Origin of the sequence: Pseudomonas sp. 478 (genome assembly GCF_003254125.1) — a bacterium.
Lineage (GTDB): Bacteria > Pseudomonadota > Gammaproteobacteria > Pseudomonadales > Pseudomonadaceae > Aquipseudomonas.
Genome location: NZ_QKZG01000003.1, coordinates 291,269 through 305,735, shown reverse-complemented (window position 1 = coordinate 305,735; position 14,467 = coordinate 291,269). Strand labels below are relative to the sequence as shown.

9 protein-coding genes are annotated in these 14,467 nt (G+C 58.1%); 7 read left to right on the top strand and 2 right to left on the bottom strand.

What is annotated here, in order from left to right; translation table 11 throughout:
* Positions 1–197: 197 nt before the first annotated feature.
* From DFS28_RS08215 to DFS28_RS08180, 7 genes are all read left to right on the top strand, one after another.
* The gene (locus tag DFS28_RS08215) at positions 198–2,216 is read left to right on the top strand and encodes a type VI secretion system tip protein VgrG (protein ID WP_111449330.1); all 2,019 of its coding nucleotides are present in this window, start codon (positions 198–200) and stop codon (positions 2,214–2,216) included.
* Positions 2,206–2,943 carry a DUF4123 domain-containing protein gene (locus DFS28_RS08210; RefSeq protein WP_111449329.1) on the top strand — a complete coding sequence of 246 codons (738 nt, stop codon included), beginning with the start codon at positions 2,206–2,208 and terminating at the stop codon, positions 2,941–2,943. Before DFS28_RS08215 ends, DFS28_RS08210 begins: the two co-directional genes overlap by 11 nt.
* Entirely contained in the window at positions 2,943–7,721 is a 4,779-nt protein-coding gene (locus DFS28_RS08205) for an RHS repeat-associated core domain-containing protein (protein ID WP_111449328.1), read from the top strand. Before DFS28_RS08210 ends, DFS28_RS08205 begins: the two co-directional genes overlap by 1 nt.
* Before the next feature lie 2 nt (positions 7,722–7,723).
* Positions 7,724–8,074: a hypothetical protein gene (locus DFS28_RS08200; protein WP_111449327.1), complete on the top strand. Its 351-nt coding sequence runs from the start codon at positions 7,724–7,726 to the stop codon at positions 8,072–8,074.
* A 134-nt stretch (positions 8,075–8,208) separates the two neighbouring features.
* Positions 8,209–8,844, top strand: coding sequence for a hypothetical protein (locus DFS28_RS08195; protein ID WP_111449561.1), 636 nt, complete (start codon positions 8,209–8,211; stop codon positions 8,842–8,844).
* Positions 8,845–9,201: 357 nt separating this feature from the next.
* Positions 9,202–9,525 carry a hypothetical protein gene (locus DFS28_RS08190; protein WP_111449326.1) on the top strand — a complete coding sequence of 108 codons (324 nt, stop codon included), beginning with the start codon at positions 9,202–9,204 and terminating at the stop codon, positions 9,523–9,525.
* 253 nt (positions 9,526–9,778) lie between these two features.
* Complete coding sequence (locus DFS28_RS08180) at positions 9,779–10,618, top strand: 23S rRNA (adenine(2030)-N(6))-methyltransferase RlmJ (protein ID WP_111449325.1); 840 nt, start codon at positions 9,779–9,781, stop codon at positions 10,616–10,618.
* A gap of 140 nt (positions 10,619–10,758) precedes the next feature.
* On the opposite strand, the gene msrA is transcribed toward DFS28_RS08180, so the two are convergent.
* Positions 10,759–11,406, bottom strand: a complete 648-nt coding sequence (gene msrA / locus DFS28_RS08175) for a peptide-methionine (S)-S-oxide reductase MsrA (RefSeq protein WP_111449324.1) — start codon at positions 11,404–11,406, stop codon at positions 10,759–10,761.
* 186 nt (positions 11,407–11,592) lie between these two features.
* Entirely contained in the window at positions 11,593–14,289 is a 2,697-nt protein-coding gene (locus DFS28_RS08165) for a bifunctional diguanylate cyclase/phosphodiesterase (protein ID WP_111449323.1), read from the bottom strand.
* Between the last annotated feature and the right edge of the window lie 178 nt (positions 14,290–14,467).

Below are 14,467 nucleotides of genomic sequence, written 5' to 3'. Positions count from 1 at the left end.
CCCACCGCATTCGCGAGCAAGCCCGCTCCCACAGGGGATGGTGGCGCGTCTGAAGGGAATGTCTGTAGCCAAACACACTGATTGTTGAAGGACAAATCTCTAAATAAGTAGGGCAAATCTGATTTTCCTGCCCCTCCATCAACATCCCTAGTCGCTCATGCAGAATCGCCCGCCTTCATTCTGCAGAGACACATCGGATGTTCGCTCCTGCCAATCAACCGCGCTTCACGTTGACGATCGACGGCGTCCAGAATGAGCTCAAGGTACTTGAGTTCACAGGTACGGAAGCCATCAGCCAGCCCTACCGTTTTGACCTGGAACTGGTCAGCGAACGGCCGGACATCGAACTCGAAAGCCTCCTGCATCGTCAGGCATTTCTGAGTTTTGATGCGCAGGGTTCCGGCATTCATGGTCAGATTTTTCGCGTTGGCCAAAGCGATTCCGGGCAACGTCTGACGGGCTACCAAATCAGCCTCGTGCCGCGTCTGGCCTACCTCGGTCAGCGCATCAATCAGCGGATCTTCCAGCACAAAAGCGTGCCGGCGATCGTCGCGCAAATTCTCAAGGACCACGGCATCCAGCGCGATGCCTTCGAGTTCCGGCTCGGCAGCGACTACCCCGCGCGTGAGTACTGTGTGCAATACGCCGAAAGCGATCTGGCGTTCATCCAGCGGCTGTGTGCCGAGCTCGGCATTCACTACCACTTTCAGCACAGCCTCGACGGGCATCTGTTGGTGTTTGGTGATGACCAGACGGTTTTTCCTCGTCTGCCCGAGCCGACGTTGTACCTGCCAGGCAGCGGAATGGCAGCGGATGCGCCGGCCATCAAACGTTTCAACGTGCGCCTGGAAACCCGGACGACAGCGGTAACCCGTCGCGACTACGACTTCAAAAAACCGCGCCTGCAACTTGAAAGCCGCCTCGACAGTGAGCTGCGACCGGTACTCGAGGATTACCACTTCCCGGGCCAATTCACCGACCGCGAACACGGCAAGCATCTGGCCCAACGAGCCCTCGAACGCCACAACGCCGACTTCCGTCAGGCCGAAGGTCGTGGTGACGAATCGGCTTTGGTCAGCGGGCATTTCCTACACCTGGCCGAGCATCCGCGTCAGGCATGGAATGACCTGTGGTTGATCACCGAAATCGAACACCGTGGCCGCCAGCCGCAAGTGCTGGAAGAGTCGGTTACCAGCGACGGCCCGGATGATTTCCAGGGCTATCGCAATACCTTTCTGGCAACACCGTGGGACGTTTCGTTTCGCCCTCCACTCGGGCCAGAAAAACCACGCATGCTCGGCTATCAACCTGCCGTGGTCACCGGCCCGACCGACAGTGAAATCCATTGCGACGAGTTCGGTCGGGTCAAGGTTCAGCTGGCTTGGGACCGTGACGGTCAGCTCGATGAACACTCCAGTTGCTGGCTGCGCGTCGCCACCGGCTGGGCGCACGACCGTTATGGCAGCGTGATGATCCCGCGGGTCGGTATGGAAGTGCTGGTGGGATTCGTCGACGCCGATGCCGACAAACCGCTGGTGATGGGTTGCCTGCCCAACGCCGCAACCCCGGTGCCGCTTGATCTGCCCGCCGACAAAACCCGCAGCATTTTCCGCAGCCAGAGCAGTCCCGGTGGCGGCGGTTACAACGAATTGCGCATCGAGGATCGCAAGGGCGCCGAGGAAATCTACCTGCGCGCCCAGCGAAACTGGACTCAGCACGTACTGAATGATCAACAGGTGCAGGTCGATAACACCCGCAGCATCGTCGTCACCGGCACCGCTCGCCATGAGCTGAAAGCCGACGAGCAGCGCATCACCCATGGCCAGCGCCAGACCGAAGTGAAGCTGGATGATCACCTGGTGGTGGTCGGTGACCGACACATTCGGGTGACCAGCCAGGCGCTGAATGCCAGTCAGCAATTCCATGTCAGCGCCGGTCAGCAAGTGGTCATCGACGGCGGGGCCAGCGCGACGATTCAGGCGGGCGGGCAGTGGATCAACATCGGTCCCGGCGGGATTTTCAGCAGCGTGCCAATTCAGGTCGGTGGCGGGTTGATGCCGTCGATGGCCGCTGCGCCCGTGTCGCCGGATACGCCATTGAAACTCGTCGCCGCCCCGGCCGCTCTGCTGAGCGCCGCACAGATCATGAGCCTGCAAAGCGATGCGCCATTCTGCGAAGAATGCGAGCGCTGCAAGGATGGTGTCTGTGCAGCCTGATCACTTGTCACCTCTCGACTGGCTGGATCGCCAACCACTCAAACCTTCCGAGCGGTTGTTCGCGGTTTTCAGCAGTGCGAGCGCCGCTGAACCGTTTAAAGCCTGGCAGCGTTCGATCTCCGCTCAAGCACCCAGTCCGATCTGGGCCGACACCGCTTACGCCGAGTGGGAACCGGTAATGCCCTATGTCGGAATCGTCGCTGCTGGCAGTGAGTTTTTGGAATGGGTTGCCAATACCGAGTCTCGTGATTGGGGTTGGCTGGCGGTTTCTTCTGCCCCTCAGGAGGTGTTGGTCGAGCATCTTCGCAGCCTCACTCAAGTCCTTTTGCCCAACGGTAACGCGGTGTTTTTCCGCTTTTGGGACGGGCGTTATTTGCTGTCGATTCTTCGGTCTGCCGAGGTTGACGCTACGCAGCTGCTGCCGGTGATCGGGCGTTGTTTGATCAATGGCCAATCGGTCGAAATTGGTGGTAGTGCGCTGAAAGCTTCTCGTGTTTTTCCATGGTGGGAAGTTTCCGAATCGCTGCTCAAACACCTCGCAGAAGAGTCCGCAACAACCCGCATCAGCAACTTGCTGAAGTGGTTGAGCGAGGAACGTCCTGATCTTTTTGAGGCGTTTTCCGAAAGCGTTTTGCGCCACAAGGTCGCGATCTTTCTTGATACACCGGACCTGCCTCAGGCACCCAAAACAGCCTTGGTGGACTACCTGATGGCGGAGCTGAACTGATGGACCAGATCGTACGGATCGAGCAGGAGCTCGACAGTTTCCCAAACACCCTTTCTCTTTATCGCGAACAGTTAAAGCACTGGTTCAATCGGACGGCGGACAAGGCCAGTCACGCGGCTGATTTGCCTTCGCTAATGGGCATGGAACGGATCATTCGATTCGGCAGCACCAGCACCGCGGTGAGCAGTGGCGACGACGATTTTCTCTCCTCCGTCGTGCAATGCCCAAAGGGTGGAACGCTAGAGATAGAGAGCAAGTTTGAATCGGTTTATGACATCCCTGTGGGGAATATTCAGGTCGATGTGATTGCCAGTGAGGGCGGCGAGAAGACGCTGGTCACACTCGATAAAAACGGCAAGGGAACGTTCACCGGTACACCCGGCAAGTTCTACCGCGTTCATGTTCACCACGAAGTCACGCCGCAGCACGTCGATGATCTTTTCTCTTCCTACGATGGCCTGACGAAAGAGCTCGAAAACTGGCTGCAAGATGAATGGAAGACATTCAAGCCGAAGTGGTCGGAATCGTCTTCGGTTGCTGTAGGCAATGGAATGCTCGCGGGCAGTTGGGCGGCAATCGAGGGCGTGTGGGACGGCATCGGCCTGCTTTCGGACATCCTCAAGGATCCCGGGAAGTTTGGTGAGCGGTTGGGCGAGAGCGCGGCAGAGTTGAAGAAACTCGCGCAAACCGCCCCCGATGTCATGGAAAAAGCCCAACTGCTGGCCAGTGACGAAGCGGCGTTGTGCCTGCTGTTACGCACCGCCAGCCTCTGGTTGGACATGCTGCCGCCCGGCGAGATTGCCGGTAAAACCGCCGAGGCCGTGTCGACGGTGGTGGTGCAACTGTTGATCGACATCCTGATTGGCATCGTTCTGACGTTCGCTGCGGCAGGGGCCGGTATCGCCTATTTGACGATGCGGCTGGCTAATCGAGCTGCGCAATTACTCAGCGCTGTCCTGCGCCTCGTCAAAGCGATTTTCACGATCATCAATGGCTTCATCAGCTACGTCGACCGCTACAAAAAAGTCGCTGCCCGAGGCGTTGCTGCCGGCATGAAAAAAGGCCGGATGCAGTTGAACTGGAGCGCACGTCGCAACGCGTCATTGAAGAAAGACGAACACCACGACAACGCCCCGGATCAGGCGAAAAACCCTAACGGCGACAGCGCCGATTGTGTGCCGCTGACCTGCACCAACAACTGCCCGGTGTCGATGGTCACCGGCGAAGAACTGCTGACCCTGACCGACGGTGCGCTGGACGGCATCCTGCCGTTCGACTTCACCCGGCTCTATCGCACCAGCGCCGCCGAGATCGATATCGGCCTCGGTTTCGGCTGGAGTCACAGCCTTGCACATCGACTGGAAATCGATGGCGACACCGTCATCTGGATCGACCACGAAAACCGCCGTACGACCTTTCCGCTACCGAGTACCGAGCGCCCGTCGATACACAACAGCCTGTCGCGGGCGGCGATCTATCTCGGAGATCAACCAGAAGAACTGATCCTCGCCCAGGCCGGTGACGACACGCGTTTCTATCACTTTCAAAACGGCCGACTGACAACGATCAGCGACGCTTACGACAACCGCCTGCGCATCATCCGCGACCGACAAGACCGCATCAAACGTCTCGACAACGGCGCCGGCCGCGCCCTGCGATTGCGCTATGACCGCAGCCATTTGGTCGCCGTCGACTATCAGGTTTTTGTCCCGGCCCAGACCCTCGACGAGGCTTGGCACACCGAGCAGACGTTGGTCAGTTACAGCTACGACGAACGCGATCAACTGATCGAAGCAACCAATGCCGCCGGCGAAAGCGAGCGCTACGACTACGACGATCAGCACGTCATCCTGCAACGGCAGTTGGCCGGTGGGGCGAGTTTCTTCTGGGAGTGGGAACGGTCCGGCAAGGCTGCACGATGCATCCGGCATTGGGCGTCGTTTGCGCAGATGGACGCGCGTTATATCTGGGATGACGAAGGCAGTGTCACCGTCCAGAACATCGATGGCAGCGAAGAGGTTTACGTCCACGACGACCGCGCGCGGCTGGTGCGCAAGGTCGAGCTGGACGGCGGCGAGCACCTCAAGGCCTACGACGACAACGGTCGGCTGATTGCCGAGCAGGATCCGCTCGGCGCCGTCACCGAATACCGTTACGACGAAGTCGGACGGCTGGTTGCGCTGATTCCGCCGGACGACGAACCGACGGCCTACGCGTATCGCAGCGGTTTCCTGCATGCGCGTTATCGCGGCCAAGCGGTGTGGAAATATCAACGCAACGCCCAGGGCGACGTCACCGAAGCGACCGATCCCGACGGTCAGGTCACCCACTATCACTACGACGACAAAGGGCAACTGCTGTCGATCCGCTACCCGGACACCAGTCGGCATGTCTTCGTCTGGAACGCCCTGGGGCAACTGCTCGAAGAAACCTTGCCGGACGGTGGCCAGCGGCGGTTTTCCTACGACGCGTTGGGGCGGCAGATTACCCGTCAGGACGAACACGGCGCCGTCACCCGGTACCAATGGGATGCCGTTGGCCGACTGATCCAGACCACGCTTCCTACCGGCGCCAGCCGCGCGTTCAGCTACAACGCCTACGGCAAGATCACCGCCGAACGCGATGAGCTGGGCCGCGTCACCCGCTACGAATACCTCGACGACCTGCACCTGGTCAGCCGCCGCCTCAATGCCGACGGTACTCAGCTGAGGTACCGCTACGACAACGCCCAGCTGTTACTCACGGAAATCGAAAACGAATCCGGCGAAAAATATCGCCTGGACTACACGCCCAACGGCTTGATCCGACAGGAAACCGGATTCGACGGCCAACGCACGGCGTACGCGTACGACCTCAATGGCCAGTTGCTGGAGAAAACCGAGTTCGGCGAGGACGGCTCGCAGCTGATGACCGCTTACGAGCGAGACTCGGCCGGACGCCTGCGGGTCAAAACCCTGCCCGACGGCATCCAGGTTGAATACCGCTACGACAGCCTCGGTCGACTGATCAGCGTCGACGATGGCCACGACCATCCGCTGGAATTTGAGTACGACCAACAGGACCGCCTGATCACCGAGCATCAGGGTTGGGGCACGTTGCGCTACGGCTATGACGCCTGCGGTCAACTGAACCATCTGCGCCTGCCGGACGGCAGCAAACTCGATTACCACCACGCCAAGGGCGGCGCGCTGACGGCCATCGACCTCAACGGCGCGCGGCTTACCACTCACCAATTCGCCTTCGGCCGCGAACAGCAACGCCAGCAGGGGCAGTTACTCAGCGAATATGCCTACGACGATCAGGGCCGATTGAAGGCCCACGCTGTCAGTCAACAGCACCAAACCCTGTATCGCCGCGACTATGCCTACAGCGCCAACGGCAATCTCGACAGCATCGCCGACACCCGTCACGGCCAACGCAACTACCAATACGACCCGCTCAACCGCCTGACCCGCGTCCGCCACACCCGCGACGACGCACCGGAAAGCTTCGCCCACGACCCAGCGGGCAATCTGCTGATGCAGGACCGCCCCGGCGCCGCGACCGTCAAAGGCAACCGCCTGCTCATGCAAGGCGACCGCCATTACGACTACGACGCCTTCGGCAACCTCATCCGCGAACGCCGCGGCACCGCGCAAAAACTCGTCACCGAATACCGCTACGACTGCCAGCACCGCTTGGTCGGCGTTACGACCCCGGACGGCCGCAGCGCCAGCTACCGCTACGACGCCTTCGGCCGCCGTATCAGCAAAACCGTCGACGGCAAAACCACCGAGTTCTTCTGGCAAGGCGACCACCTCATCGCCGAAAGCAGCCGCGAGCATTACCGCAGCTACGTCTACGAGCCCGGCAGCTTCCGCCCACTGGCCATTCTCGACGGCAAAGGCCCGCGCAAGGCCTGCCCGTTTTACTACCAGCTCGATCACCTCGGTACACCGCAGGAACTGACCGATTTTGGTGGCGAGATTGTCTGGTCGGCGAAGTACAACGCCTACGGCAAAGTCACTCGCCTTGCATTCGGTGGGGGAGAGCAACTCGAGCAACCGTTACGGTTTCAGGGGCAGTACTTCGACGCCGAGAGCGGCCTGCATTACAACCGGCATCGGTACTATGATCCGGAGGTGGGCCGGTATCTGACGCCGGATCCGATCAAGTTGGCGGGCGGGCTGAACCAGTACCAGTACACGCCGAATCCGACGGGGTGGGTTGATCCGTTGGGGTTGAGCGGGAATTGCCCGCCGCCGAATAAACCTGGGTGTAAGGCGCCGGATGATACGACTGGCGCTAAGGTTGATGAGGGTGAGCCACCGCTGCCGAAGCTGACGGGGGATCAGCGAAGAGCGCGTATCGATGAGCTGGCCGAAGCGAATGCATATCGACGTTTAGATGAGATGGAAAGGGCCACTCCAGGTGCTCATTTTCTAGAAAAACATGGCAAGCAAACTAGTTTGGCGTCGCAACGTGAGCGTGCAATGACCGGACGAAACCCTACAACGGGAGTTATTGAAAGATACACAAGCGGGAGAAGGGCTGGTCAGCCAAAGATCCCTAGTGCTGCGACACGTTTTATTAGTTATAGAGATCAGTTGAACGCTATTCACCGTGCTCAGCTAATATTCAGGCGTAATGGCCATGCTGCATCTAAAGAGCCAATGAATATGGGTAAGCAAATAGGCGAGGGGTACAAGCGAGGTGGTTTGGTCTATGGCAAACAAACAGATGCAGTCGTCATGCTAGATAGAACCGGTGCTCCTATAACAACTTATGCGGATTTTTGAATATGAAACGCCAACCTAAGCTTTCTATCTTGCGCGGCCTGCTTTTTCTATTCGACATTGACAATATTGATGACGTTGAAAGAGAAGAGATAATAGTTTCTAAAAACGTTAATGATGAGGCGGAGCTCGCTGAGTTGTTCGATATGCTTATGAGGCCAGAATTCACTGCCTATAGTGACAGTGATCGCGAGTGGTATATCGATACATTGATTTATTATTTGGGACTGGAGGAGAACTTTGATTCTGTTTTTGATAAATTGACAACTTATTTTGATGGCGAGGTTGACGATCATCGGAAATTTATGCGGGTCCTTCTGGAATGCCTGTTGCGATATCAGGCTGAAATGAAATAAAAACGATGCGATTCTAAAATAAATAAATCCGTCCCGTTTTTTGTGTAAAGGGTAAATATGTCCGTCCCCTTTTTGATTTAGAAATAAATGGATATATATCTTTTTTATCTGTTTTGTTAGGGAAGGTTTTGTTTGTGTTGAAAGTTATTGAAAAAGAAAAAACTACATCCTTGCTTGAACGAATGGATGACGCAGGCTGTGTTTTTAATTTTGTAGTGCTCTCTCTTGAGGAGGGTGTGAAGGTCAACGAGTCGATTCATCGACAAGCCTTGGTCAGGCTTCACGAAAAACTCATGAAAGACTCATGGGATTTGCATAACAGTTTAATAAAAAATCCGGAATATAAAAGCTCTGGAGATCCTGCTATCAGCTGGGAGCTGGATAAAGCCGTTGCTACTATTTTGACCCAAGAAGAAATACATAATCTGATTCTGACCGATGGTTATGTACGAGGGCCGCTGGCGCTTTATGGTTATTTCAGAGAGCCGCCTTATGGCACGGAATTCAAAGGTGGAGAGCTCGAGGCGAAGGAACTGTTCCATGAGTGGCGCCAAATTCTGGGGCTCGAAGAGCAAGATGATATCGTCGTAATTAACTGGGTTAAGGGATTTAAAAAGGAATGGCTTGATAATGACGACGCAATTCCAGGGCGTGAGCCATGGAGCGATTACTTTGATGAAGGCTTGGAATGGTGGGGCGTATGGTGTTTGACGATCTGGAATCCCACACGTCGGACTTTTAGCGCATTGATCGCCAGTACTTCTGACTGATTAGACGTTGTTTAATTTTGTGATGATGTTCGCGACATTTCCGGGCAAGGTCATCGGAAGTTTCCTTCAACTCATAGCGGTTTCCATGAACTGGTGCGCAACGGACCTCATCGATAGTCTCTTAGCTGTCACTGCAAATTCAGTGACAGGGCGTGGAAGCCCTTCTATCGTTAGGCGCATTAAGCGCCACCAGTTCGGCGTGTTTTATCGTCTGTGTTTTATGGTGGCTGTGCGCGGGGCGCTTTCGAGTGCGCCGGGTGCCTAACGTCCCGGTCTTCCACACCTGCGTACAGCCGCCACCTATTTGCGTGGAAGTGATTTCTGGCGGCTTCAATCCATACGTTAGGACTCAAATTGATGAAAACACTTACCCCCGATCCACCCTACGTAAAACCAACCCCCCATCCCCAAAGCCGCTTCATGGCGCTCACCAGCAATTGCGACGACATGCCGACCCTGTTCGTCGACACCCAGGCGCCGCTGGATGTTTTGTATGACGCTGCCAACTACCGAATTCGCGCCGTCACCCAGGTGATGGAGAACTTGTCCATGCGCGGTTCGATCGAGTGTCAGTCCTTCATTCTTAGTGATTTTGCTTTGCTCTGTGCCATTCCGTTGCGGGATGGGTGTGATGTGCTGGATGTTCTTGGGCGGCGGTTGAAGGCGCGGTCTTCGGAGTAGCGCCGGGCGGCTTTTGTGGCGAGGGAGCTTGCTCCCGCTCGGCTGCGCAGCAGTCGTAAACCGGGCAGTGCGGTATGTCAGGCATAACCGGATTGCAGGTTTTGGGGCTGCTTCGCAGCCCAACGGGGGTAAACCCCCTCGCCACAGGGGTTGTGTGATGCCCGAAGTAGGGGGTGGGATAGCCCGCTCGGCTGTGAGGTCCTGACGTTCGCCGCCGTACAAGGTAAACTTCCCGCCCTTCGCAGGAGCAGCCATGAATTATCGTCACGCCTTCCATGCCGGCAATCACGCCGATGTGTTCAAACACCTGACTTTGACCCGCATCATCGCTTTGATGTCGCGCAAGGAGCAGCCGTTTGCCTATCTCGACACTCACGCCGGCATTGGTCTGTATGACCTGCAGGGTGATCAGGCGAGCCGTACCGGTGAGTACCTGGAAGGTATTGCGCGTTTGTGGGATCAGCCGGATCTGCCGGCGTTGACCGCTGATTACATGAAGGTGCTGCACGACATGAACCCGGATGGTCAGTTGCGCTATTACCCGGGGTCGCCGGAGTTGGCGCGGCGGCTGACGCGGCCGCAGGATCGGGTGATGCTCAATGAGAAGCACCCCGAGGACGGCTTGCTGCTCAAGGACAACATGGCGGGCGACCGTCGGGTGAAGGTGCATCTGGGCGAAGGCTGGCATGTGCCGCGGGCGATGTTGCCGGTGCAGGAGAAGCGGGCGGTGATGTTGATTGATCCGCCGTTCGAGCAGCTGGATGAGATGCAGCGCTGTGCGGCGTCGCTGAAAGAGGCGATTGGCCGGATGCGCCAAACGGTGGCGGCGATCTGGTACCCGGTGAAGGACCAGCGCCTGTTGCGTCGTTTTTATCAGGACCTGGCGGGTACGGGCGCGCCGAAGTTGCTGCGGGTCGAGTTGCTGGTGCATCCGCTGGATACGCCGAACAGCCTGAACGGTTCGGGGTTGGCGATTGCGAATCCGCCGTGGGGGCTGGAAGAGGAGTTGCGTGAGTTGCTGCCGTGGTTGTCCAAGAAGTTGGGGCAGACCCAGGGTGGGTGGCAGATGGATTGGTTGATCGCAGAGAGTTGACCAGTTGCATGAGTGGCGTCTGATCGGACGCCTTCGCGGGCAAGCCCGCTCCCACAGGGTTTTATGTCGATCACAACATTGTGGTCAGACACATAACTTGGGGGAGCGGGCTTGCCCGCGATGCTTTTAGGGCCTGAAATTTAGATCGGGCAAGTCACGCCGGTACCGCCAATCCCGCAATACCCTTCAGGGTTTTTTGCCAGGTATTGCTGGTGGTAAGCCTCGGCAAAGTAGAACGTCGGGGCTTCGTCGATTTCAGTGGTGATGGTGCCTTTGCCAGCCTTGGTCAGCTCGGCCTGGAACACTTGCTCGCTGTGCTTGGCCGCCGCCAGTTGAGCCGGGTTGGTGGCGTAGATCACCGAGCGGTACTGAGTACCGATGTCATTGCCTTGGCGCATGCCCTGAGTCGGGTTGTGCAATTCCCAGAACATCTTCAGCAGCTCTTCGTAGCTGACTTTCGCCGGCTCGTAGACCACCAGTACCACTTCGCTATGGCCGGTCAGGCCCGAGCAGACTTCTTCATACGTCGGGTTCGGCGTAAAGCCGCCAGCGTAGCCCACCGCCGTACTGACGACGCCTTCGCGCTGCCAGAACTTGCGCTCTGCGCCCCAGAAGCAGCCGAGGCCGAAGATCGCGAAATCTACGTCCATCGCGAACGGGCCCAGCAGCGGGGCGTCGTGGACGAAGTGTTTTTCCGGCACGGTCATTGGGGTTTCACGGCCAGGCAGAGCTTGTTCTTTAGTCGGGAGCACGTTTTTGTTCACCAGAATTTCCGAGCGCAGAACCATGATCAGTCCTCTCAGTCAGGTTTGAATGTAGAAAGTCAGACCGCCAGTTTGCCCAATGATGCCAAGTTAATCACTATCCAAAATGTGGGAGCGGGCTTGCTCGCGAAGGCGGTGTGTCAGGCAACAATGATGTCGACTGTCACGCCGCCTTCGCGAGCAAGCCCGCTCCCACAGGGTGCTGTTGTGTTACAGAGATAACGGGCCACGCGGGTAGCGCTTGAGCTTTTCGATCAGCTCTACGCCGGGGATCGGTCGGTCGAACAGGTAACCCTGGCCGACGTCGCAGCGGTGACGGCGCAGGAAAGCCAACTGCTCGGCAGTTTCGATGCCTTCAGCCACGACCTTGAGTTTCAGGTTGTGGGCCATGGCGATCACCGCGGAGGTGATTTCCATGTCGTCCTGGTTGTCGGGGATTTCGTGGATGAAGCTTCGATCAATCTTGATGATGTCGATCGGGAATTTTTTCAAGTAACTGAGCGACGAGTAACCGGTGCCGAAGTCGTCCATGGCCAGGGTCAGGCCCAGGCGCTTGAGCTGATCGAGCTGCAAGTGGGTGTCTTCGGTGGCTTCCAGCAGCAGGCCTTCGGTGAGTTCGAGTTCCAGCAGGTTTGCCGGTAGCGCTTCTTCCTTGAGGATGTTGGCGATGGACGACACCAGGTCCGGATCGGAGAACTGCTTGGGCGACAGGTTGATCGCCACCTGAAGATTGCCCAGGCCAGCGGCGGTCAGGTCTTTGCTCATGCGGCACGCCTGGCGGGCGACCCATTTGCCGATGGGGATGATCAAGCCGGTTTCTTCGGCGACGCTGATGAACTGGTCCGGGCGGATCATGCCTTTTTCCGGATGGTTCCAGCGCAGCAGCGCTTCCATCCCCAACAGACGACCGCTGCGCAGGCAAAGCTTGGGCTGGTAGAACACGTCCAGCTCGTTCTGGGTCAGGGCGCGGCGCAGGTTGTTTTCGACGAACAACTTGTAACTGGCTTCGGCGTTCAGCGCTTCGGTGAACACCTGAACCTGATGTTTCCCGTTGGCTTTGGCCTTGTGCAGGGCGAGGCCGGCGTTGCGCATCAGGGTTTGCGGGTCGCGACCGTGCAACGGCGCGCAGGCCAGGCCTACGGAGCCGGTGACGCTGATCAGCTGGTTGTCGACGAACATTGGTTTGTCGAGGGTCGCCAGCAATTGATTGGCAATTTGTTGGCCCGCCCGCAGGTCGGTGTCGTCCAGCAGCACGGCGAATTCATTACTGGCGAACCGCGCCAGACTGCCGCTCGGGCTCAGGCTGTTGCGCAGGCGTCGGGCCAGGCTGATCAACAGTTTGTCGCCGGTCTGGTGGCCGAGGCTGTCGTTGATCCGCTTGAAGTTGTCGATGTCCACCAGCAACAAGCTGATGGGGGTATCGCTGTCTCGGGCGAAACGTTCATCGAGGTTGCGGATGAAGGCCGGGCGGTTGCCGAGGTTGGTCAGGTTATCGGTGTAAGCCAGACGCTCGATGCGCTGCTGGGCGAGCTTGGTCTGGGTGATGTCTTCGTAGATGCCGATGTAATGCGTCAGCTCACGGTTGTCGCCGTAAACCTTGGAAATCGACAACTGGCCCCAGTAGGGCTCGAGGTTTTTACGGCGGCTTTTGAACTCACCCTGCCAGCTGTTGCTCTTGGCCAGCGCCGAGGGCGCGTCGAACAGCAGCTCGCTGAGGTTTTCCAGTGCCGGCAGTTCCGACAGCCGCTGGCCGTGGACTTCTTCGGTGGTGTACTGGGTAATCGCCGTGAAGCTCGGGTTGACGTATTCCACCACACCGTCGCAATTGACCAGCAAAAAGGCGTTGGCGCTTTGCTCGACCGCACGCTGGAACAGGTGCAGGGCGCTGGTGGCGGTGCGGCGGTTGTGGTTGTTGATGACTTGGGCAAACTGATCCGCCAACTCACCGGCGAAAGCAATTTCGTCCGATTGCCAGGCGCGGGTCGTACCGGTCTGTTCCAGGCAGAGTACGCCGACCACTTGGCCGTCGACGCGGATGCTGGCGTCGAGCATGGCGTTCACATCACGCGAGCGCAGGTGTTCGGCCATTTCCCGGGTACGCGGGTCGCACATGGCGTTGTGGGCGTCGATGGCGCGGCCGGTGTGCAAGGCGTCCAGGTAATCAGGGAAGAGACTGACGTCAATCGGCTCCGGCAGCAGGTATTCCTGGCTGGCGCGGTGATAGGCCGAAATCGGCACGAGCTGTGAACCTTCGAGGTTCCACAGGCTGGCGCAGTCGATTTCGTAAATGTCACAGGCACTGCGAGTGATCAGTTCGGCGGCTTCTTTCAGGGAGTTGTTGCTGCTATAGCGCTGGCGGGTCAGCAGCAGGATCAAGTCTTGCTGGGCGCGCACCCGGTCCAGGTGCAGAAGCTGTTCCTGCTGGGCGCGCTGATTGAGTTCCAGGGCGATTTGCAGGCGAGAGTTCTGGGTTTCGAGGTCCAGGGACGGCAGCAGTTGCTCGCCCTCGAACAGGCCGTCGACCACCAGCAGGTAGCCGCGCAGCAGGTGTCGATTGTGTTGTTTGTAGGCTTCGCCCAGTTCCAGCAGGTTCAAGGCGCCTGCGGCGGTGTGCAGGGTGTAGCGGATCAGGTAATGCGGGGCTTGGGTGAGTTGCTGCTGAACCGCGTCATGCAGCTGATAGCGCGCTTCGGGCTCCATCAGGCTGGCGTAGGGCGAGCCGACCAGAGCGCAGAGCTCCACCGCCGGCAGGCCGAACTGTCGCTCGCAATTGGGATCGAGAAACAGCAGCGCCCAGCTCGCTTCATTCAGCCGTTCGAAACGCAGCATGCCAAGCCGCGAGGGCACAGGCAACTGCGTCACTACCTCGGCCACCATACGGCTGGCGGCATCGGGTTGGCTCTTCATATGGAGGGAAACTCGCTTCGAATAGGCTGAACGCGCCGGGCTCTCGCCCTTTTTACTGTGACCTGCGGCAAGGTTGCATCATTGCGACACTGACTGACAAGAGACATGAAGGCCAAGTGCTATAAGAATATGTCGGCAGGAGGGAGGATTTCTCCAATGGATGGCTAAAAGTAATCGT

What these genes read in the sequence shown, in the direction of transcription:
- DFS28_RS08215 (WP_111449330.1), top strand. Translation starts at nt 198, where the DNA reads ATGTTCGCTCCTGCCAATCAACCGCGCTTCACGTTGACGATCGACGGC.
- DFS28_RS08205 (WP_111449328.1), top strand. Translation starts at nt 2,943, where the DNA reads ATGGACCAGATCGTACGGATCGAGCAGGAGCTCGACAGTTTCCCAAAC.
- DFS28_RS08200 (WP_111449327.1), top strand. Translation starts at nt 7,724, where the DNA reads ATGAAACGCCAACCTAAGCTTTCTATCTTGCGCGGCCTGCTTTTTCTA.
- DFS28_RS08190 (WP_111449326.1), top strand. Translation starts at nt 9,202, where the DNA reads ATGAAAACACTTACCCCCGATCCACCCTACGTAAAACCAACCCCCCAT.
- DFS28_RS08180 (WP_111449325.1), top strand. Translation starts at nt 9,779, where the DNA reads ATGAATTATCGTCACGCCTTCCATGCCGGCAATCACGCCGATGTGTTC.
- msrA (WP_111449324.1), bottom strand. Translation starts at nt 11,406, where the DNA reads ATGGTTCTGCGCTCGGAAATTCTGGTGAACAAAAACGTGCTCCCGACT.
- DFS28_RS08165 (WP_111449323.1), bottom strand. Translation starts at nt 14,289, where the DNA reads ATGAAGAGCCAACCCGATGCCGCCAGCCGTATGGTGGCCGAGGTAGTG.